This window comes from Pseudomonas sp. A-RE-22, assembly GCF_019956035.1.
In the GTDB taxonomy this organism is placed as follows: domain Bacteria; phylum Pseudomonadota; class Gammaproteobacteria; order Pseudomonadales; family Pseudomonadaceae; genus Aquipseudomonas; species Aquipseudomonas brassicacearum.
In genome coordinates this window covers 59,092-80,493 of sequence record NZ_JAHBCZ010000018.1, presented here as the reverse complement: position 1 = coordinate 80,493, position 21,402 = coordinate 59,092, and the positions used below count along the sequence as shown (strand labels likewise).

Here is a 21,402-nt window from a genome sequence, read left to right as displayed (position 1 = left end):
CATTTGTGTTCGCCGCCAGTTCCGATTCGCGGCCGGGAGCGACGGACCAGATCCTCGATTTCGTCAGCGGCCTGGACAAGATCGACCTGACCGGTATCACCAAGGGCGCGGGCCTGCACTTCGTGAGCGCGTTCACCGGGGCGGCGGGCGATGCGGTGTTGGCGACATCGGCTGGCAACAGCCTGCTGTCGGTGGACTTCTCCGGGCACGGCGTGGCTGACTTCCTGGTCAGCACCGTTGGCCAGGCAGCGGTCTCGGATATCGTGGCCTGATGTCCAGTCCCGCGGGGGCGGCTGCCCCTGCGGGACGCCGGCCAGGATGAAAAAAATGCGTAGAAAATTCATGCCCAGTAGCGTTCAGGCAACCGCCGGGTTGCTCGCTACGCTGATGATGTTTTGTGGAGAAGTCGCCATGGCGCGCAGTCTGTTGTTAGCAGAACCCTCGCAGTTGGCCGGTCAGTGGCAGGCTGTCTTGTCGAGCCCGCAGGACAATGCGCAAACCCAGGCGATGCAGGACAAACCGTCCAACAGTTGCCTCGTCGAACTCAAGGTGGACCAGACCCTGGGCGGGCAAACCGATTGCCTGGGCCAATGGTTGGGGGATGAACCGGTTCGTTGGTTCACCGAACCCGACGGACTTTCCCTGATCGGCAAACAAGACTCCAGGACTCACTTGGGGCTGCGTCAGGGAGATCATTATCAAATGACCTTGAAGTCCGGTTTGATACTCAGGCTTGAGCGGAATAAATCCCAGAGTGCTCATTAACGAGTGAGTACAGTTGAGCCTCGATCTAAGTGCGTTTGTTCAAACAGGCGTGCGTTTCGGTGTGGACCGAATTGAAAAACAAAGATTGGTAAGTTGAATAACGGGCCCGTTCGCGGGCAAGCCAACTGCAAGGAAGATCATGAATAGGGTAAGGAGCGTTGCCGCGGCGCCGCTGTTTAAAGCGCTGGGCGATTATAAAAATATTCTGATCAGTGTTGGATGTTTTACCGCGCTGATTAATGTCCTGATGCTCGCACCTTCGATTTATATGCTCCAAGTGTATGACCGCGGGTTGTCATCACAGAACGAGACCACGCTGGCGATGTTGTCATTGATGGTCGTCGGCTTCTTCGTATTCATCGGGCTGCTGGAGATGGTCCGCAGCTTCGTGGTCATCCGCATCGGCAGCCAGTTGGAGAGACGCTTCAATCTCCAGGTGTACAAGGCCGCGTTCGAGCGCAATCTGCGCCAGGGTGAAGGCAACGCCGGGCAATCCCTGGGCGACCTCACGCATATTCGCCAATTCCTCACCGGGCCGGCGCTGTTCGCTTTCTTCGACGCGCCGTGGTTTCCCATCTATCTGCTGGTGATCTACCTGTTCAACGTGTGGCTCGGCGTGTTTGCCTCCATCGGCACGCTGCTGCTGATCGGCCTGGCCTGTCTGAACGAGGCCATGACCAAAAGAGCCTTGGGGCAGGCCAGCGTCTACTCGCAACAATCCACTCAACTGGCTACCAGCCATTTGCACAACGCCGAGACGATCCAGGCCATGGGCATGCTCGGAGCGCTGCGCAGCCGCTGGTTCACCGTGCACTCACGGTTTCTCGGCTTGCAGAACCAGGCCAGCGACACCGGCGCGGTCATCAGCTCCCTGAGCAAGACCCTGCGCCTGTGCCTGCAATCGCTGGTGTTGGGCTTGGGCGCACTGCTGGTGATCAAGGGCGACATGACCGCCGGGATGATGATTGCCGGCTCGATCCTGATGGGACGGGTATTGAGCCCCATCGACCAGTTGATCGCCGTGTGGAAGCAGTGGAGCGGCGCCAAGCTGGCTTATCGGCGTCTCGACGCGCTGTTGCAGGCATTTGCGCCCCAGGATGACGGCATGACGCTGCCAGCACCCAAGGGCCAGGTGAGCTTCGAGCAAGTGAGCGGAGGGCCACCAGGGCAACGCAACGCGACGCTGCAGCAGGTCAGCTTCAGCTTGGCTGCCGGGGAAGTGCTCGGCGTGCTGGGGGCGTCCGGCTCCGGCAAGTCCACCCTGGCCCGAGTCCTGGTGGGTGTGTGGCCGACCTTCGCGGGTACGGTGCGCCTCGACGGGGCCGACATTCATCGCTGGAATCGCGAGCAACTCGGCCCGCACATCGGCTATCTGCCCCAGGACATCGAGCTGTTCAGCGGCAATATTGCCGAGAACATCTCCCGGTTTCGCCAAGCCGATCCGCAAAAAGTCGTTGCCGCCGCGCAGCAGGCCGGGGTCCATGAGTTGATCCTGCGCCTGCCCCAGGGCTATGACACGGTGCTGGGGGAGGACGGCGGTGGTTTGTCCGGCGGGCAGAAACAACGGGTTGCGCTGGCCCGGGCGATGTACGACCGGCCGAGCCTGGTGGTGCTCGACGAACCCAACTCCAACCTCGACACGGTTGGCGAAGCGGCGCTCGCCAGTGCCATCGCGCAGATGAAGACCCAGGGCACCAGTGTCGTGCTGGTCACTCATCGTTCCTCGGCACTGGCCCAGGCCGACAAGTTGCTGGTGCTCGACGAAGGCCGGCTACAAGCCTTCGGCCCAAGCCAGCAAGTGTTGCGGGCGCTTTCCGGCCAGTCGGGCCAACAGGACAACGCGCCGCGCAGCTCACCGCCGAACAGTCCCCAGACGGCCCCCAACGGACTGAGCATGAGTCGCCAGTACCAGGCTGCCAGCAAACCGGGTGGCACATGAGCAAGGAACTCGACATGAATCTCGAACATTCTCAGGACGTTGAGCACCCGGAGCGCGACGCCCGCTTCTTCACCCGCATGGGCTGGGCGCTGGCGCTTGTTGGCGCGGGCAGTTTTTTTACCTGGGCCAGCCTGGCGCCGCTGGACCAGGGCATCCCCGTGCAAGGCACCGTGGTGGTTTCAGGCAAGCGCAAGGCGGTGCAATCGATGAGCAGCGGTGTGGTCAGCCGGATCCTGGTGCGCGAAGGCGAAGTGGTGAAGCAGGGTCAGCCGCTGTTCCGCCTGGACCAGACCCAGGCCGCCGCCGACGTGCAATCGCTGCAGGCGCAGTACCGGATGACCTGGGCGAGCCTGGCGCGCTGGCAAAGCGAGCGAGACAACCTGTTGCAGGTGAGTTTCCCGGCTGAGCTGAGTCGCGATCCCGACCCACGCCTGGCCCTTGTGCTTGAAGGCCAGCGGCAACTGTTCAGCAGCCGCCGCGAAGCCTTCGCCCGGGAGCAGGCTGCGTTGCGCGCCAACATCGAGGGTGCGGCGGCGCAATTGGCGGGCATGCGTCGGGCCCGCAGCGACCTGACCGCCCAAGCCGAATCCCTGCGCCTGCAACTGGGCAACCTGCAACCCTTGGCCGACAACGGCTACATCCCGCGCAACCGATTGCTGGACTATCAACGCCAACTGTCGCAAGTGCAGCAGGAACTCGCGCAGAACAGCGGCGAAAGCGGGCGAGTGGAGCAGGGGATCGTCGAGTCGCGCCTGAAGCTGCAGCAGCATCACGAGGAATACCAGAAAGAGGTGCGCAGCCAATTGGCCGATGTCCAGCTCAAGAGCGAAACCCTGCAACAGCAATTGAAATCCGCCGGCTTCGAGCTGCAACACAGCGAAATCCTCGCCACCGCCGATGGCATCGCCGTCAACCTGGGGGTGCATACCGAGGGCGCGGTGGTGCGCCAGGGCGACACCTTGTTGGAAATCGTCCCCCAAGGCACGCGGTTGGAGGTGGAAGGGCATTTGCCGGTGCACCTGATCGACAAGGTCGGCCCGCATTTGCCGGTGGACATCCTGTTTACCGCCTTCAACCAGAACCGCACGCCAAGGGTGCCGGGGGACGTCAGTTTGATTTCCGCCGACCAGATGCTCGATGAGAAGACCGGCGCGCCGTATTACGTCCTACGCAGCAGCGTCAGCGACGTGGCGATGGACAAGCTCAACGGCCTGGTGATCAAGCCCGGCATGCCGGCCGAGATGTTCGTGCGCACGGGCGAGCGCTCGTTGCTCAACTACCTGTTCAAACCGCTGCTCGACCGAGCCGGCTCTGCGTTGACCGAAGAATAAGGATGTCCGGCGGTATGAAGCGTTTCTATTGGCTGGCCGTGCTGGCCGTTTCCGTGTGCAACAACGCCTGGGCCATGGGGCCCTTCGAGTTCTACGAGCAGGCCCTGCGCAATGACCCGGTCTACCTGGGCGCGATCAAGGAGCGCGATGCGGGCCTGGAAAATCGCGCCATTGGCCGCGCCGGGCTGTTGCCGCACCTGGGCTACAGCTACAACAAAGGTCGCAACCAATCCAAGGTCACGTACCTCAACGATCACGGCGCCAGTCAGCATGACGATCGCAACTACAGCAGCTACGGCTCCAGCCTGACACTGCAACAACCGCTGCTGGACTACGAGGCGTACGCGGCCTACCGAAAAGGCGTGGCCCAGGCGCTGTTCGCCGACGAAAGTTTTCGTGGCAAGAGCCAGGAGTTGTTGGTGCGGGTGCTGAGTTATTACACCCAGGCGCTGTTCGCCCAGGACCAGATTGACATTGCCCTGGCCAAGAAAAAGGCGTTCGAGCAGCAATTCCACCAGAACGAGCATCTGTTTCGCCAGGGCGAAGGTACGCGCACCGACATCCTCGAGGCGCAGGCGCGCTATGAATTGGCAATCGCCGAAGAGATCGAGGCGCGCGATGAGCAGGACGCCGCCTTGCGTGAGCTGGGCTCGCTGATTGGCGTCCCGGCCCTGGATATCGGCGACCTGGCGCCGCTGCACGACACCTTCCAGACCTTTGCCTTGCAGCCGGCCAGTTTCGACACCTGGCACGAGTTGGCGGTGAGCAATAACCCCAACCTGGCGTCCCAGCGCCAAGCGGTGGACGTGGCGCGTTTCGAGGTGGAGCGCAACCGCGCCGGGCACCTGCCCAAGGTCAGCGCCTACGCGACGATGCGCCAGAACGAATCGGAAAGTGGCAACACCTACAACCAGCGCTACGACACCAACACCATCGGCCTGGAAGTCAGTGTGCCGCTGTACGCCGGTGGCGGGGTCTCGGCGTCGACCCGCCAGGCCAGCCGCAATATGGAACAGGCCGAATACGAGCTGGATGCCAAGACCCGCGAGACGCTGATCGAATTGCGCCGCCAGTTCAGCGCCTGCGTGTCCGGGGTGAACAAACTGCGCGCTTATCAGAAGGCCCTGAGCTCCGCTGAAGCACTGGTGGTCTCGACCCGGCAAAGCATCCTTGGCGGCGAGCGGGTCAACCTCGACGCACTCAATGCCGAGCAACAGCTCTACACCACCCGCCGCGACCTGGCCCAGGCCCGTTACGACTACCTCATGGCCTGGACCAAGCTGCATTACTACGCCGGCACCCTCGGCCCGCAGGACCTGGCGAAGGTGGATGAGGCGTTTGTGTCCCGGGCGCCAATTCAATGATCGGCGCTTTGTCTTTGTGGCGAGGGGATTTATCTGTGGGAGCAAAGCTTGCTCGCGATGCAGGCGCCTCGGTTCCAGAGATACCGCGTTGTTTTTATCGCGGGCAAGCCTTGCTCCCACAGATAAATCCCCTCGCCACAGAAGGTATTTTCAGCAATTCATAAAACGCTACTAAGGATGGTTCGTGATGAAAGTCGATAACAAAAAACAGCCCGGACAGACGGGCCACGTGTTTCTGCTCAGGGCCCTCAACCGCGCCGTGCTCTGCGCCCTGGCGACCTTGGGCACGGCCCAGGCGGCGCCTTATGTCGAGAGCGGCAGGGCGGGCAACCCGGACAGCTGGCGCAGCAGCGAATTCAACGCCGAATGGGGGCTGGGAGCCATCAACGCGCAACAGGCCTACGCCGCCGGGTATACCGGCAAGGGCGTCAAGCTGGGGATCTTCGACCAGCCGGTCTACGCGGCGCACCCAGAGTTCTCCGGCACCGGCAAAGTCGTGACGCTGGTCACCAGCGGCATCCGTGAGTACACCGACCCCTACATCCCGGTGAAGGCCGGTGATGCGTTCCGCTACGACGGTTCACCCACTGTGGGCTCCGATGGCAAGCTGGGTTCCCACGGCACCCATGTCGGCGGGATAGCTGCCGGCAGTCGCGATGGCAGCCCGATGCACGGTGTGGCGTACAATGCGCAGATCATCAGCGCCGACAACGGCGACCCGGGCCCCGAGGATGGCATCATCCTGGGCAACGATGGCGCGGTGTACAAGGCGGGTTGGGACGCGTTGATCGCCAGCGGCGCACGCATCATCAACAACAGCTGGGGCATCGGCATCACCGATCGTTTCGACCTGGGCGGCCGCGATCCGGCGTTCCCGCACTTCACCGTGCAGGACGCGCAACTGCAATTCGATCAGATCAAGCCGCTGCTGGGCACCAAGCCCGGCGGCGCCTACGAGGGCGCCATCGCCGCGGCCCGCAGCGGGATCGTGACGATCTTCGCCGCCGGCAACGACTACAACCTCAATAACCCCGACGCCATCGCGGGCCTGGCGTATTTCGTGCCGGACATCGCGCCGAACTGGCTCACCGTGGCGGCGCTGCAAATCAACCCCGACACCGCCAGCGCCGATCCGTACACCATCAGCACCTTCTCGTCGCGCTGCGGCTACACCGCCAGTTTCTGTGTGTCGGCCCCGGGCACACGGGTCTACAGCGCCGTGATTGGCGGCACCAGTGCCGACGACCTGACCGTCGGCTACGCCAACAAGAGCGGCACCTCCATGGCCGCGCCCCATGTTGCCGGCAGCGTGGCGGTGTTGATGGAGCGTTTCCCGTACATGACCGGCGCCCAGGTCGCCAGCGTGCTGCGCACCACCGCTACCGACATGGGCGCGCCGGGCGTCGATGCGTTGTACGGCTGGGGCATGATCAACCTGGGCAAGGCCATCGACGGTCCATCGATGCTGGTGACCGAGCAGGACATTCCCGAGGAATTTCGCATCGAGGGCGCCTACGGCTCCGGTCAGTTCGTGGTGGACCTGCCGGGCATTGGCGCGATCATCGATGCCGGCAAATCCACGGAGCGAGTGTGCAGTGGCATCCAATGCGGCCTGGACGTTTGGCGCAACGACATCGCCGGTCACGGCGGGCTGACCAAGGAGGGCATCGGCACCCTGGTGCTCACCGGCGCAAACACCTACAGGGGACCAACCCTGGTCAATCAAGGACGACTGGCAGTCAATGGCTCGCTGGCGTCGGCCGTTACCGTCAATGACGGCGGCATCCTCGGTGGCAACGGGCGCATCGCCAGCCTGACCGCCAACCACGGCGGCAGCGTGGCGCCCGGTAACTCCATCGGCACGTTGCAAGTGGCCGGCGACGTGACGTTCCAGTCCGGTTCGAACTACGCGGTGGAAGTCTCGCCCACTTCCAGCGACCTGATCGTGGCCGGCGGCAAGGCCTCCATTGACGGGGCGACGGTGTCGCTGTCCCTGGAAAACAACCCGACGCTGCTGACGGCCGGCGACGTGAAAAGCCTGCTGGGCAGGCAGTTCAATATCTTGCAGGCCGTCGATGGTATTGACGGGCGCTTCGCTGAAGTCTTGCCCAACTATGCGTTTCTGGGGGGCGACCTGGCGTACAGCGCCAGTGGCATTCAACTGGCGGTCGAGCGTAACGACGCGTCATTTGCCAGCCTCGGCCTGACGCCTAACCAGCGTTCCGTCGCCTCGGCCGCCGAACAATTGGGCGCGGGCAACGGACTCTACGAAGCCGTGCTGCTTTCGGCCAGCGCCGCCGTGGCGCAACAGGCATTCCAGCAACTGTCTGGTGAAATCCATCCGGCCATTGGCACGCTGCTGATCAACGACAGCCGTCAATTGCGCGACGCCGTGGGGGATCGCCTGCGCCAGGACGCACTGTACGACGCCGGTATGCCGACCGATGCCAGCAGCAATGCCTGGTTCAAGGTGCTGGGCGCTTGGGGCAAGAACGATGGTGGACATGATCACGCCAGTACGACCAGCTCCATCGGCGGGCTGCTGGCCGGTGTCGACGGCCTGATCAGCGACCAGACGCGACTGGGCTTCGTCACCGGCTACAGCGACAGTTCGTTGAGCATGGGCGACGGCACCCACTCTTCGGCCAAGGCCGACAGCTATCACCTGGGCGTCTATCTGGGACATGAGATCGACGCGCTGCGCCTGACCGTCGGCGGCGCCCACAGCTGGCATCGCATCGACGTCAAGCGGGACCTGCAATGGGGTGACGTCAGCGGCCGAGAGAAAACCAAGCGCGATGCCCGGACCGCCCAGCTCTTCACCGAAGCGGCGTATCGCCTCGACTTGCAACCGGTCGCCCTGGAGCCGTTTGCCAACCTGGCCTATGTGCACCTGGACAGCGACAGCTTCCATGAGAAAGGCGACAACGCAGCCCTGCACGCTGGCGACGACCATCGCGATGCCGTGCTCTCGACCCTGGGCGTGCGGGCCAGCCACACCCTGGCCCTGTCGGATAAACAACAACTGCAGCTGTCCGGCTCCCTCGGCTGGCAGCACAACCTGAGCAGCACCACGTCCGAACAGGATCTGGCATTTGCCGACAGCAGCACTTTCGCGGTGCAGAGCGTGTCCATGGACCGCAACGCTGCTGTGATCGGCGCCCGTGCCGGACTCGCGGTCGCCAAGGATGTGCGGGTCAACCTCGATTACAACGGCCTGCTCGGCTCCCGGGATAAATCCCATGGCGTGGGCTTGACGCTGGATTGGCAGTTCTGACCAGGAGCAAGGAAGTCTTGCCACCCGGTTCCCGCATTCCAACAACAAAAGAGAGCAACAACCATGGGTATCTACGACTACAAGAACCTCGGCACTACCGAGTCCAAGGCACTGGTCAGCGACGCAATGGCGATCATGCTGTATTCCTACCACAACCTCGACAACGGCTTTGCCGCCGGTTACCAGCACAACGGCTTCGGTGCCGGCCTGCCGGCGACCCTGGTGACTGCGCTGCTGGGCGGCACCGATTCCCAAGGGGTGATTCCCGGCGTGCCGTGGAATCCCGACTCGGAAAAACTGGCCCTGGAGGCGGTACAGAAGGCCGGCTGGACGCCCATCAGCGCCGATCAACTGGGTTACGCCGGCAAGGTGGATGGCCGCGGGACGTTTTTTGGTGAAAAGGCCGGCTACACCACCGCGCAGGTAGAGATCCTCGGCAAGTACGACGCAGAGGGTCACTTGCAGGAAATCGGCGTGTCGTTTCGCGGCACCAGTGGCCCTCGGGAAAACCTGATTGGCGATTCCATCGGCGACGTGATCAACGACCTGATGGCCGCGCTGGGGCCCAAGGATTATGCGAAGAACTACGTCGGCGAAGCCTTTGGCAACCTGCTGGGGGACGTCGCGAAGTTTGCCCAGGCCCATGGCCTGACGGGCAACGACGTGCTGGTCAGCGGCCACAGCCTGGGTGGGCTGGCGGTCAACAGCCTGGCGGACTTGAGCGCGAGCAAATGGTCAGGGTTCTACTCCAGTGCCAACTACATCGCCTACGCCTCGCCAACCCAGAGCAGTACCGACAAGGTCTTGAACATCGGTTACGAGAACGATCCGGTGTTCCGCGCCCTGGACGGCTCGACGTTCAACCTCGCGTCGGTGGGTGTGCACGATGGGCAACAGGAATCGGCCACCAACAACATCGTCAGCTTCAACGACCACTACGCTTCGACTGCATGGAACGTGTTGCCGTTTTCCATTCTCAACATCCCCACCTGGATTTCCCATCTGCCTACCGGCTATGGCGATGGCATGGGCCGGATCATGGGCTCGGTGTTCTACGACCTCACCGAAAAAGACTCCACCATCATCGTCGCCAACCTCTCGGACCCTGCGCGCGCCAATACCTGGGTGCAAGACCTCAACCGCAATGCTGAAACCCACACCGGCAGCACGTTCATCATCGGCAGCGACAGCAATGACCTGATCCAGGGCGGCCAGGGCAACGACTACCTGGAAGGCCGCGCCGGCAACGACACCTTTCGCGATGGCGGTGGCTACAACGTGATCCTGGGCGGGCAGGGCAGCAACAGCCTGCAACTGCAGCAGTCGGTGAAGGATTTCAGTTTCGCCCACGATGGGGCCGGGACGCTGTATATGCGCGACGCCCATGGCGCGATCAGCATCACCCGCGACATCGGCACGTTGGTCAGTAAGGAGTCCGGGTTGTTCTGGGGGCTGCTCAAGGATGAAGTGAGCCACAGTGTCACCGCCAATGGCCTGGTGGCCGGTGCCAACCTGACGGCGTATGCCTCTTCGATCAAGGGCAGCGCAGCCAACGACACTCTGGTGGCGGGAGCGAAGGGGGACTGGCTGTTCGGCCAGGACGGCAACGATGTGCTGGTGGGCGGCGCGGGTAACGACACCTTCGTCGGTGGTGCGGGCAATGACCAGATGCAAGCGGGAGGCGGCAATGACACCTTCCTCTTCAACGGCACCTTCGGCCAGGACCGGATCAGCGGCTACGACGCGGAGGACAAGCTGGTTTTCCTCGGCGTACCAGGTGCCGGGGCAGGTCATGACTACAGCCAGTACCTGTCACAAGTGGGCAATGACACGCTGCTCAAGGTCGGCGACAGTTCCGTGACCCTGGTGGGCGTAGGTCTCGGTCAGGTGGGGGGCGAAGGGATCGTGTTCGCCTGATATCGCCACCGCGAGCAGGCTCGCTCCCACAGTGGGTCACAGGTGTGTACTGGATTTGTGTTCACCACCGAGCCTTTGTGGGAGCGAGCCTGCTCGCGATGGCGATGCAGCAGGCCAGTCACGGGTTAATCAGTCTTCCTTGCGAATGGTGGCCACATCATCGGCGCGGACCCGGACTTTCCTGCCGGAAATATCCTCGAACTCGTAGAAACCGTCAGCGGTGCGGGTATTGGGGGTGTCCTTGGTCAAATACTGGGTACCGTTCTGCAAGGTCACCACGGTTGGCGACGCGCAGCCAGCCAGAGCCAGAAATGCCACGGCAACCATGGGCAGGCCCAGAAACCTGATGTTCATAACCATAACCTCTCAATCAAAAGGACACGGAGCAGCTGATTCGACCGCGCCATCACGTTAGTCAACCGCCATTGGTCTCGCTTGCCGTAGGAAAGTTCATCGCTGGCTGAAGGATTTCACCTTAAATATAGGAGACCGTTCATCTTTTGCTGTTGCCTGGCTGGTTTACAGCTGTTATCTGTATGCATAACCAGTATCCGATATCCTTGGCGTTCTTTCCGTGGCAGTCCGTTCCCTCGACGATCCGTTTTACTACCTGAACAACTTCCAGCAGGTGCTCGCTTGGTTGACGCAGCGTTATGCCGATGTGCTCAGCACTGACGAGCAGCGTTTCATCGAGCACTTCGCCGCGCTGCCGCGTGGTGCCCAGGGCTTGCTGGTGCGGATGGTGATGCGCAAGGGGCTTCGGTTTCGCCATAGCAAGCTGCACTACCCGGAAATTGGCGACATCGGCGCCGCGGTCGCGCCACTGCTGGCGCTGGGTTGGGTCGAGAAAGAGGCCCCCATCGGGCTTGCCGAACTGTTCGAGGTGCTGCTCAAGCCGGAAATCCTCCTGTGCCTGGGTCACCTGATCGAACAGCCCAAGGCGAAAAAGACCGAATGGCTCCAGGCCTTGGACGAGCGCCTCAACCAGTCCCAGCCGTTCCGTGCCTGGTGCCCGCAGCTGGACGACAGGCTGTACAGCCTGACGATCATGAATCTGTGTGACCGGCTGCGGTTGATGTTTTTCGGCAACCTTTACCAGGATTGGTCGGAATTCGTCCTGTCGGACCTGGGCATCTTCACCTACGAAACCGTCGAGTTCAGTGCCGAGTCACGGGGGTTGCGCAGCCGCGAGGACGTCGATGCCTGCCTGTTCCTGCACGACTGCCAGCAGCGCTTCGAAGCTGGCGAGTCCCTGGAAGAGATCGTCGCCCAGGTCAACGAGCTGTCCCTGGACAATCCGTGGCTGGAGCGGCGCCGAGGCAAGTTGTTGTTCCAGATTGGCCAGCACGGCGAACGCATCGGTGACTTCGCCTTGGCCTTGGGCATCTATCGCGATTGCGCTTACCCGGGGGCGCGGTTGCGGATGGTCCGGGTGCTGGAACGCATCGGCGAATACGCCCTGGCCCTTGAACTGGGCGAGGTGGCGATGCAGGCACCGCAAAGTGCCGCCGAAACCCAGGCCTTGCTGCGGATCGTGCCCCGTCTTCGGCGCAAGTTGGGCGGGCCGCCGGTGCCACGGAGCCTGGCCCGGGAAGTGGAGCGCCTGGAACTGCAACTGCCGCGCGTCGATCCGACCTTGTCGGTGGAGTACCACGTCCAGGCCCACCTGCACGACGAAACCGCGCCAGTGCATTACGTCGAGAACAGCCTGATCAATTCGCTGTTCGGCCTGCTGTGCTGGCCGGCGATCTTCGCGCCGTTGCCGGGCGCGTTTTTCCACCCGTTCCAACGCGGGCCGGTGGACCTGCTCAACGAAGATTTCCATGCCCGTCGCGCCGAGCTGTTCGCAGCTTGCCTGGCAGAGTTGGACGATGGCCGCTATCGGCAGACCATCGGCCGTCGCTATGCCGAAAAGTGGGGCGTGCAGTCGCCTTTCGTATTCTGGGGCGCGCTGTCCGAGCCCTTGCTGGAGCAAGCCCTCGATTGCCTGCCGGCCGCGCATCTCAAGCACTGGTTTGACCGTCTGCTGCTGGACATCAAGGCCAATCGCGCCGGCATGCCGGACCTGATCCAGTTCTGGCCGCAGCACAAGACCTACCGCATGATCGAAGTCAAAGGCCCTGGCGATCGGCTGCAAGACAACCAGTTGCGCTGGCTGGAGTTCTGCCATGAACACCAGATGCCCGTTGCCGTTTGTTATGTGCAGTGGGCAGAGTCAGCCGTCGCGAGCGAGCTCGCTCCCACATGGGATGAGTCACCACAGATCACCTGTGGGAGCGAGCTTGCTCGCGATGGGGCCGCATGAACCCGGCACCCAGCTACAGCATCGCCGTGCGGGCATTGTGTGAGTTCACCGCCAAGGTGGGTGACCTTGATCTGCGCTTCACGCCGTCGCCCACGGCCCTGGAAGGCATCGCCGGCCATCGCACCGTAGCCTCGCGGCGCAGCGAGGGTTATCAGGCTGAAGTGGCCCTCGAAGGTCATTACCAGACACTGACAGTCAAAGGCCGGGCCGATGGCTACGACCCCGTTCGCCAATGCCTTGAAGAAGTGAAGACCTACCGGGGTGACCTGGCCAAGCAGCCAGCCAATCATCGCCAGCTGCATTGGGCCCAGGCGAAAATCTATGGCGGGTTGATGTGCCAGAAACTGCAATTGCCGCACATCGACGTGGCTCTGGTGTACTTCGACATCGTCAGCGAAAAGGAAACCTGCATCACCCAACGTTTCGAGGCGACACAGCTGCAAGCCTTCTTCGAAGCGCAATGCGCGTTGTTCCTGGCCTGGGCCGAACAGGAAATGGCCCATCGACAGGCGCGCAACCTCGGCGCGCAATCGCTGGTATTTCCCCATGCCGGTTTCAGGCCGGGGCAACGGCACCTGGCCGAATCGGTGTTCAAGGCCGTCAGCACCGGCCGCTGCCTGATGGCCCAGGCGCCCACGGGCATCGGCAAGACCGTCGGTACCTTGTTCCCAGTGCTCAAGGCTTTGGCGCCGCAGCAACTGGACAAGGTGTACTTCCTCACGGCGAAAACCCCAGGGCGCAAGCTGGCCCTGGATGCGGCGCGCGTGATCACCCACGGCGCGTCGTCAATGCCATTGCGGGTGCTGGAAATGATCGCCCGGGACAAGGCCTGCGAACACCCGGACAAGGCCTGCCATGGCGAATCCTGCCCGCTGGCCCGTGGTTTCTACGACCGCTTGCCGGGCGCCCGGGCAGCAGCGAGCCAGGTCACGTTGCTCGACCAGGCGGCGTTGCGCGAGATCGCGCTGGCCCATGAGGTCTGCCCGTATTACCTCAGCCAGGAAATGGCCCGCTGGGCCGACGTGGTGGTGGCCGACTACAACTATTACTTCGACTTCAGCGCGTTGCTCTTCGGCCTGGCCCAGGCCAACGGCTGGACTGTCGCGACCTTGGTGGATGAAGCCCATAACCTGGTGGAGCGCGGGCGGCAGATGTACAGCGCGACCCTCGACCAGGCCACGCTGACCAGCGTGCGCAAAACCGCCCCCGAACCGCTGAAGAAATCCCTCGATAGGGTCAATCGCCAGTGGAACGCCTTGCATGCGCCCCAGGTGGCGGCCTATCAGGCTTATGAAAAACTGCCGGAAAAACTGCTCCAGGCCCTGGCCAACTGCACGACGGCTATCGGCGATTACCTCAACGATCATCCCCAGGGCCTGGACAGCGGATTGCAGGCGTTTTACTTCGACGCGTTGCAGTTTGGCCGGGTGGCGGAAACCTTCGACGAGCACTTTCTGTTCGACATCCACAAGCGCGAACTTGGCCGCCAGCGCAGCCTGTCTACGCTGTGCCTGCGCAACGTGGTGCCGGCCGCATTCCTGCGGCCCAGGCTGACGGCGGCCCGCAGCACGGTGCTGTTTTCCGCGACCTTGAGCCCCCGGCACTACTACGCAGATTTGTTGGGGACGCCGGGCGACACGGTATGGATCGACGTGGAATCGCCGTTCAAGGCCGAACAACTGGACGTGCAGGTTGTCAGCCGCATTTCCACCCGTTTTGCCCACCGCCAGGCGTCCCTGGAGCCCATTGCCGCGTTGATGGCTCGCCAGTTCCGTGAGCGCCCGGGCAACTACCTGGCTTTTTTCAGCAGCTTCGATTACTTGCAGCAAGTGGCTGGGCTGTTTGCCGAGCGGTACCCGCAAATTGCGCTTTGGACGCAATCGCGCGGCATGGGCGAAGCCCCCCGGCAGGCGTTTCTCGAGCGGTTCATGGAGCACAGCCAAGGCATTGGCTTTGCGGTGCTGGGTGGCGCGTTCGGCGAGGGCATCGATTTGCCGGGTTCACGCTTGATCGGCGCGTTCATCGCCACCTTGGGGCTGGCGCAGTTCAACCCGGTCAATGAGCAGATAAAACAACGCATGGCCGCGATCTTTGGCGATGGCTACGACTACACCTACTTGTATCCCGGCCTGCAAAAAGTCGTGCAGGCGGCCGGCCGCGTAATCCGCACCCAGCAGGATCGCGGGGTGGTATTGCTGATCGATGACCGGTTTGGCGAGGCCAGGGTGCAGCACTTATTGCCGCGTTGGTGGTCTGTCACTCAGGAAACACACCCCGCCACCTGTGGGAGCGAGCTTGCTCGCGATAGCGGTCTGTCAGTGACATGAAGGCTGGCTGAAACACCGCCATCGCGAGCAAGCTCGCTCCCACAGGCCCCCCCCAGGGCTGGGGTTTGTGAATAGCCTGGGAATAATTTTTCCTGGCGCCAGACTTGTTCCATACTCCGCAAAAGTCCACACGGATGCCCCGGCCAGATGCTTGAGAACGACCCCAAGACCCCACTCATGAACGAGGAACAGCGCTTTCGGCTGCTCATCGACGCTGTGGTCGACTACGCCATCTACATGACCGACCCATCGGGCATCATCACCAGCTGGAACTCTGGCGCCAGGCGTTTCAAGGGCTACGAGGAATCCGAGATCCTGGGCCAGCATTTTTCCCGTTTCTACACCGATCAGGACCGCGCCGCCGGCCTGCCGCAACGGGCGCTGGACACGGCTGTGCAGGAGGGGCGCTTTGAAGGTGAGGGTTGGCGGGTGCGCAAGGACGGTACGCTGTTCTGGTCCCATGTGGTGATCGATCCGATCATCGACAGCCAGAGCGGCACCTTGCTTGGTTTCGCCAAGATCACCCGCGACCTGACCGATCGCAAGATGGCCGAGGAAACCCTCAAGCAAAGCGAGCAGCAGTTCCGCCTGCTGGTGCAAAGCGTCACCGATTACGCCATCTACATGCTCGACCCGCAAGGCCAGGTCACCAACTGGAACCTGGGGGCGCAGCGGATCAAGGGTTACCTACCGGCCGAAGCCATCGGCCAGCATTTCTCGATGTTCTACACCCCCGAAGATCGCGATACCGGCGAACCGCAGCGCGCGTTGAGCATCGCCGCCAGCGAAGGGCGTTTCGAGAAGAAGGGCTGGCGCATGCGCAAGGATGGCACGCGCTTCATGGCCCACGTCGTCATCGATGCGATTCGCAGCGACACCGGCATGCTGTTGGGCTTTGCCAAGATCACCCGCGACATTACCGATGCCACCCAGGCCCAGCAGGCCCTCGAACAGGCCCGCGAGGCGCTGTTCCAATCCCAGAAACTGCAAGCCATCGGCCAGCTCACCGGCGGCATCGCCCATGATTTCAACAACCTGTTGACGGTCATCCTTGGCAACCTGGAGATCGTGCGCAAGCGCATGCCCAACGAGCCGAAACTCACTCAATTGCTGGACAACGCGACCCAGGGCGCGCTGCGCGGGGTTTCGCTGACCCAGCGCATGCTGGCGTTTGCCCGCCGGCAAAAACTGACCTACGAATCGGTCGAGCTGTCGGCCCTGGTGCAGGGTATCAGCGGCCTGCTGCAAAGCTCCCTGGGCCCGTCGATACACATCCAGACCCGTTTCGCCGAGGCGCTGTCGCCGGTGCTGGCCGATGTCAACCAACTGGAACTGGCGATTCTCAACCTGGCGACCAACGCCCGGGACGCCATGCCCCATGGCGGCCAGCTCATGATTACTGCCGATGAGCGGCAAGGGTGTGATGCGGCCCCGGACAAGCCGATGGCTCCCGGGCGCTACATTTGCCTGGCGATTACCGATGAAGGCGAGGGCATGGATGAAGCCACGCTGGCCTCGGCCGTGGACCCGTTTTTCACCACCAAGGGCGTTGGCAAGGGCACGGGCCTGGGGTTGTCCATGGTGCATGGCCTGGCGGAGCAGTTGGGGGGACGTCTGACGCTCAGGAGCCAGAAAGGTGTCGGTACCACCGCGCAGTTGTGGCTACCGGTGGCGAACAACCCGGCACCGGGTAAAGCGTCGATCCAGGAAGCAACACAGCCGGTCGACGAGTTGAAAGTGCTGGTGGTCGATGATGACAGCCTGGTGCTGACCAGCACGCGCCTGCTGATCGAAGACCTCGGGCACCGGGTCCTTTGCGCAGCCTCGGGCGCCCAGGCGCTGGAGTTGCATGAGCGCAACCCGGACATCGACCTGGTGATCACCGACATGGCCATGCCGCAGATGGACGGTGCGCAGCTGGCGAAACTGTTGCGCGACCGCCAACCGACCTTGCCCATCATCCTGGCCACCGGTTATGCCGAACGCCTGGAAGGTTTCGCCACGCAATTGCCTCGGTTGATCAAGCCGTTCAAGCAGATTGACCTGGTGCAGATCATTGGGCAGACGATGAAATAGCCAGGAGCGCAACGTCCGCCTCCTTTGGTGAGGGAGCAGCCGCCTATTCGGTATTCTTCTTGAACCCACGCAAATTCATCGCACACAGGCAAAACTGCAACACGATCAATGCATACGCGTGGGTATGAAGCCCCCAGATCACCCACAGAATATTGCTGGCAATAAAACAACTGAATCCCGCCACCCGGCGTCGCGGTTGACGTGAGCCGATCAACCAGGCGGCCAGCACCGTGACGAGCATCGCTGGCCATTGCACCCATCCAAGATAATCCACACAAGCGTCCTCTTGCCCATATGAACTAGAGACCTTGGCGGTCAGGGAGTGTTTCCTCGGGCGCTTGATGCCCCTGCGGTCCATTGGCTTGAACTTGCCGTGTGCCGGGTTCTTCTAATGAGTCCGAATCATCATCGAGGCTCAGCCTGCGCAATGCCCAGAATACTCACCGGGCCAACCCCGGAAGAAGAACTGACGGAACACAACGCCAAACTGTTCGGCTCGCCCAAGGAACGACTGGATTTCTATCGCCGGGAGATCCAGTACGAGACCAGCATTCTGGCCAACCGAACCGATGCTTACCTCGCCGCGCAATCTTTCCTGGTGATCGCCTTTGCCTCATGCATGGCCAACTTGAACCCGGAATGGGGCAAGTTGTTCACGCTGATCGTGCCGCCATTCCTGGCCTTGCTGGGCTTCTTGAGCTCACTCAATGCCTGGCCGGGCATCAAGGCGGCCTACGAGATCATCGATCATTGGCATTTCAAACAGAGCGAGTTATTGCGCGCCGAACCCTTGATGGGCCTGGCCTACGACGAGTCGCCGCTGTTCAGCGAGCGGGAATCGACGCACAAAGGCTACCGCAAGTCGCTGCTGTTCTCGGTGCGTACGCCATGGATCTTCGCCACCTTCTGGGTGTTGCTGGGGGTGTATTCGGTCTATATCCAGATGGGCGATCCTGGCGGTTGAGACACGCTCGTCTCAGCCCGAATGCTTGCGGCGCTCATACCATGCCAGGGTCGGTTGGGTCGTGACACCATGGACCAGAATGCTCAACGCCACCACCGACAGGGTGAGGTTGATGCACAGTTGCGCCACCTCCGGCTGCAGGTCATGGTTCAAGGCAAAAAACAGATAAAACAGGCTGCCGATCCCGCGGATGCCAAACCAGCCGATCAGCAGCCGCTGCGGTCCGTCGAGCAATCGCCCCCAGGGCATCGCCAGGACGCTTAGCGGGCGGATGACGGCAAACAGCAGGGCACCGATCGCCAAGGCCCGCCAGTCCCAATGGTTGGCCAGCACGACGCCGAGCAGGGTGACCAGGAACACTTCCATCGATCGCTCCACCAGGCTGCCGAATGCGAGCATGTCGCTCATCATGACCCCAGCGGCCAATTGACCATCGTCCAGCGACTCGGTATCGCCCAGGACAGCCTGCTGGGGATCGACGGTTTCGTGGCCCACCACCGGTTGCACCAAGTGCTCTGCCGGCGGCGCCGCTTCATCGGTGGACTTGACCTCGGCCTGGCGCAGCCCCAGGCCGGCGGCGAACACTGAGAGAAAGCCGTAGCCCTGGATCCATTCGGCCACGACGTAGGCCAAGGCAATCAGCGCCAGGGCCAGGTAGTCATTGGGCGACAGCGTGCTGTCGGCATTCTTGATGCGCATCGACAAGGTCAGCTTGCCAATCCCGCGGCCCATCCAGTAGCCGACCAGCAAACCGGCCGGCACCGCCCACAGGACGTTACGCAGCAGCCACTCACCGAGAAAACCGCTGCCGTCGTCGCGCAGCATCAACAGGCCGAAGATCACAAAGGGAAACGCCGTCCCGTCATTCAGTCCCGCTTCGCCCGACAGGCCGAAACGCACCCGGTCGTCATCCCGCGCGTCGTTGACCTGCACCAGCGCCGCCAGCACCGGATCGGTAGGTGCCAGCATCGCGCCGATCAGCATCGACACGCCCCAACTGAGCCCGAACAGATAATGCAATGCCAGGCACAGGCCGGCGATGCACAGGATCATCACCGGCCCGGCCAGCCCAAAGGCCACGCGCCAGGCACGGTTGTTGAGGGGCAAACGCAACTTGAGGCCGCTGACGAACAACGAAAACACCACCGCGACTTCCGTGAGGTGCTCCATCCAGACCGAGGAGTCGCTGATGTCCAGCTTCAGCACGTCCAATCCCATCGGCCCGATGGCGACGCCCAGCACCAGGCACATCGCCGAGGTGGTGACCGGCATCCAGCGCAGATAGGAGGAGGTCAGGGCCAGGGTCAGCAACACCGCACCGAGCACCGCTACCCATACCGTGAAAGTCATCGTTGCTCCTTGGATAGCAAGGGAGTCAGTCGCAACACCCTGTACGACCGCCAAGCACAATACTGTGGCGAGGGGATTTAGCGAAACGTCGCACCGCCCCGCTGTGGGAGCAAAGCTTGCTCGCGATGCAGGCGCCTCGGTTCCAGAGAGACCGCGTTGTTTTTATCGCGGGCAAGCCTTGCTCCCACAGATAAAACCCCTCGCCACAAGGGTGTTCACTTGCTGGTATTGGCGCACTTGTCCTCATTCGAGGGCTGGAGCGAAACGAGGGTTCCCCTCGTGAACGGACAACCCGTTTATCCGCCGGCCTTTCAACCCAACGGAATTTTTCGTCGTTGCCGGCGCTCTGCAACAGAAGAGACGTGTTGATTCAGCGTCCGCCGAGAACCCAAGAGGCCCTTATGACTGCGCTGACACCCCTTCAATCCCGGCCGGCTACCGTGCACCCCGTTACGCCTGACGGGCACGTGCGCCAATGTTATGAACAACTGTTCCAGGGCCCCGACGACGCTGACAAGCAAGCCGTCGCCCAAGCGTTCCTCCAGGAATGCATCGCAAAGGCTGCGGCGCTTCCCCAGGAGATGCCCGATGACCCCACGGCGCTGCAGGCCTGGGTCGAGCAGCACAGTGCCGGCGTGGCCCGGCAATACGCTGACTACCTGGAGCGGCGCAAAAATGGCGGCGCGCGCGAGTTCTTCAGCGGCAAGGCCCACGCCCTGTACTTCCTGCAGGCGGTGGCACCGACCAAACGGGTGGACGGTGCCTGGCTGTATGGCGTGGTCAAGCACTGGCACGACCACCGTTTCGAAGGGTTGCTGTGCACCTACCTGGAAGAACTGGGGGACGGTCATCCCGCGCAGAACCATGTGGTGCTCTATCGCAAGTTGCTCGCCGAACACGACCTGTCGGATGCCCCGGACATCGATGACGACCTTTATCTGCAAGGCGCCGTGCAGCTCGCCTTGGGTTACGCCAGCGACGAATACCTGCCAGAGGTCATCGGCTACAACCTGGGCTATGAGCAATTGCCCCTGCATCTGCTGATCAGCGCCTATGAGCTGAGCGAACTGGACATCGATCCGTACTATTTCACCCTTCATGTCACCATCGACAACGCCAGCACCGGCCACGCCCATAAGGCCGTGCAAGCGCTGCTGCAGCTGATGCCGATGGAAGCCGACCGTGACGCTTTCTGGCACCGGGTCACGTTGGGCTATCGCCTCAATGACCTGGGGCAGGGCAGCCGGGACATCATCGGCTCGTTCGACCTGGATCGCGAAGTGCTGGACATGCTTGAACGCAAACGCCCGTTCGGCCAGCACATGCATTCCGATTACTGCAAGTTCGAAGGCAAGACCGTCAACCAGTGGCTCTCGGCGCCAGGCCAGTTGGAAGGGTTCTTGGCGGCAATGCAGAACAAAGGCTGGATCAAACGCCATGAAGACCCGCAGAACAGCCGCTTCTGGAAGCTGATCAACGGGGCTGGCGCAGCCATGTTCGGGGTGTTCAGCCCTTACGAAAAACAGCTGCTGCACGATTGGATAGCCGGTGACTGGCTGGACGAGGGCACAAGGTCCGGCGTCCGGCGCGGTCCGGTTGCGGCTTGCGAGCCAACGACACCGATGGATGATCCCGATGTACAAAGCTTGCAACAGGCACTGCAAGGCCGGGCGCCCAACGAGCAGATGCAGGTCCTGATGCCCTGGCTCTGTGCTCGGCGTCATAGCCATCCGGCGGGGCTGTTGGCGACTCGCCGCTTCATCGAACTCAAATCCGCACTTCGCTAG

15 protein-coding genes are annotated in these 21,402 nt (G+C 62.3%); 12 read left to right on the top strand and 3 right to left on the bottom strand.

The features are described from left to right. The 7 genes from KGA89_RS11185 to KGA89_RS11155 all read left to right on the top strand — a co-directional run. The coding region (locus KGA89_RS11185; RefSeq protein ID WP_223471558.1) for a M10 family metallopeptidase C-terminal domain-containing protein at positions 1–272 on the top strand (272 nt) is incomplete at its 5' end. Between the two features lie 55 nt (positions 273–327). After that, the gene (locus tag KGA89_RS11180) at positions 328–765 is read left to right on the top strand and encodes an AprI/Inh family metalloprotease inhibitor (RefSeq protein WP_371916703.1); all 438 of its coding nucleotides are present in this window, start codon (positions 328–330) and stop codon (positions 763–765) included. Between the two features lie 139 nt (positions 766–904). After that, positions 905–2,704 carry a type I secretion system permease/ATPase gene (locus KGA89_RS11175; protein WP_223471557.1) on the top strand — a complete coding sequence of 600 codons (1,800 nt, stop codon included), beginning with the start codon at positions 905–907 and terminating at the stop codon, positions 2,702–2,704. Next, entirely contained in the window at positions 2,701–4,035 is a 1,335-nt protein-coding gene (locus tag KGA89_RS11170; RefSeq protein ID WP_223471556.1) for an HlyD family type I secretion periplasmic adaptor subunit, read from the top strand. The genes KGA89_RS11175 and KGA89_RS11170 overlap by 4 nt, the downstream gene beginning before the upstream one ends. A gap of 14 nt (positions 4,036–4,049) precedes the next feature. Further along, on the top strand, positions 4,050–5,399 hold the full coding sequence (locus KGA89_RS11165) for a TolC family outer membrane protein (protein WP_223471555.1): 1,350 nt from the start codon (positions 4,050–4,052) through the stop codon (positions 5,397–5,399). A 187-nt stretch (positions 5,400–5,586) separates the two neighbouring features. Next, positions 5,587–8,676 carry an autotransporter serine protease gene (locus tag KGA89_RS11160; protein WP_223471554.1) on the top strand — a complete coding sequence of 1,030 codons (3,090 nt, stop codon included), beginning with the start codon at positions 5,587–5,589 and terminating at the stop codon, positions 8,674–8,676. Positions 8,677–8,739: 63 nt separating this feature from the next. Further along, a complete protein-coding gene (locus KGA89_RS11155; protein ID WP_223471553.1) occupies positions 8,740–10,593 on the top strand; it encodes a polyurethanase in 1,854 nt (617 codons plus the stop codon). 129 nt (positions 10,594–10,722) lie between these two features. On the opposite strand, the gene KGA89_RS11150 is transcribed toward KGA89_RS11155, so the two are convergent. Next, on the bottom strand, positions 10,723–10,947 hold the full coding sequence (locus KGA89_RS11150; RefSeq protein ID WP_003201785.1) for a YgdI/YgdR family lipoprotein: 225 nt from the start codon (positions 10,945–10,947) through the stop codon (positions 10,723–10,725). Positions 10,948–11,167: 220 nt separating this feature from the next. On the opposite strand from KGA89_RS11150, the gene KGA89_RS11145 reads away from it, so the two are divergent. The 3 genes from KGA89_RS11145 (at position 11,168) to KGA89_RS11135 (ending at position 17,301) form a co-directional block, all read left to right on the top strand. Next, on the top strand, positions 11,168–12,898 hold the full coding sequence (locus tag KGA89_RS11145; RefSeq protein WP_223471552.1) for a VRR-NUC domain-containing protein: 1,731 nt from the start codon (positions 11,168–11,170) through the stop codon (positions 12,896–12,898). Beyond that, complete coding sequence (locus KGA89_RS11140) at positions 12,895–15,225, top strand: ATP-dependent DNA helicase (protein ID WP_223471551.1); 2,331 nt, start codon at positions 12,895–12,897, stop codon at positions 15,223–15,225. Before KGA89_RS11145 ends, KGA89_RS11140 begins: the two co-directional genes overlap by 4 nt. Before the next feature lie 147 nt (positions 15,226–15,372). Beyond that, complete coding sequence (locus KGA89_RS11135) at positions 15,373–17,301, top strand: PAS domain-containing sensor histidine kinase (RefSeq protein WP_223471550.1); 1,929 nt, start codon at positions 15,373–15,375, stop codon at positions 17,299–17,301. Positions 17,302–17,344: 43 nt separating this feature from the next. On the opposite strand, the gene KGA89_RS11130 is transcribed toward KGA89_RS11135, so the two are convergent. Then, positions 17,345–17,575 carry a hypothetical protein gene (locus KGA89_RS11130; protein ID WP_003201793.1) on the bottom strand — a complete coding sequence of 77 codons (231 nt, stop codon included), beginning with the start codon at positions 17,573–17,575 and terminating at the stop codon, positions 17,345–17,347. A 153-nt stretch (positions 17,576–17,728) separates the two neighbouring features. Between KGA89_RS11130 and KGA89_RS11125 the strand changes: the two genes are divergently transcribed. Next, positions 17,729–18,265 (top strand): hypothetical protein, encoded by a 537-nt coding sequence (locus tag KGA89_RS11125; protein ID WP_003201795.1) that lies wholly within the window; start codon positions 17,729–17,731, stop codon positions 18,263–18,265. A 12-nt stretch (positions 18,266–18,277) separates the two neighbouring features. On the opposite strand, the gene KGA89_RS11120 is transcribed toward KGA89_RS11125, so the two are convergent. Continuing rightward, positions 18,278–19,615 carry a cation:proton antiporter gene (locus KGA89_RS11120; RefSeq protein WP_003201797.1) on the bottom strand — a complete coding sequence of 446 codons (1,338 nt, stop codon included), beginning with the start codon at positions 19,613–19,615 and terminating at the stop codon, positions 18,278–18,280. 401 nt (positions 19,616–20,016) lie between these two features. Between KGA89_RS11120 and KGA89_RS11115 the strand changes: the two genes are divergently transcribed. Then, on the top strand, positions 20,017–21,402 hold the full coding sequence (locus KGA89_RS11115) for an iron-containing redox enzyme family protein (RefSeq protein ID WP_027913053.1): 1,386 nt from the start codon (positions 20,017–20,019) through the stop codon (positions 21,400–21,402).

Bases quoted from the DNA above. Each gene is read 5' to 3' on its own strand.
- KGA89_RS11180 (WP_371916703.1), top strand. From the start codon at position 328: ATGCGTAGAAAATTCATGCCCAGTAGCGTTCAGGCAACCGCCGGGTTG.
- KGA89_RS11175 (WP_223471557.1), top strand. From the start codon at position 905: ATGAATAGGGTAAGGAGCGTTGCCGCGGCGCCGCTGTTTAAAGCGCTG.
- KGA89_RS11170 (WP_223471556.1), top strand. From the start codon at position 2,701: ATGAGCAAGGAACTCGACATGAATCTCGAACATTCTCAGGACGTTGAG.
- KGA89_RS11165 (WP_223471555.1), top strand. From the start codon at position 4,050: ATGAAGCGTTTCTATTGGCTGGCCGTGCTGGCCGTTTCCGTGTGCAAC.
- KGA89_RS11160 (WP_223471554.1), top strand. From the start codon at position 5,587: ATGAAAGTCGATAACAAAAAACAGCCCGGACAGACGGGCCACGTGTTT.
- KGA89_RS11155 (WP_223471553.1), top strand. From the start codon at position 8,740: ATGGGTATCTACGACTACAAGAACCTCGGCACTACCGAGTCCAAGGCA.
- KGA89_RS11150 (WP_003201785.1), bottom strand. From the start codon at position 10,947: ATGAACATCAGGTTTCTGGGCCTGCCCATGGTTGCCGTGGCATTTCTG.
- KGA89_RS11140 (WP_223471551.1), top strand. From the start codon at position 12,895: ATGAACCCGGCACCCAGCTACAGCATCGCCGTGCGGGCATTGTGTGAG.
- KGA89_RS11135 (WP_223471550.1), top strand. From the start codon at position 15,373: ATGCTTGAGAACGACCCCAAGACCCCACTCATGAACGAGGAACAGCGC.
- KGA89_RS11125 (WP_003201795.1), top strand. From the start codon at position 17,729: ATGCCCAGAATACTCACCGGGCCAACCCCGGAAGAAGAACTGACGGAA.
- KGA89_RS11120 (WP_003201797.1), bottom strand. From the start codon at position 19,615: ATGACTTTCACGGTATGGGTAGCGGTGCTCGGTGCGGTGTTGCTGACC.
- KGA89_RS11115 (WP_027913053.1), top strand. From the start codon at position 20,017: ATGACTGCGCTGACACCCCTTCAATCCCGGCCGGCTACCGTGCACCCC.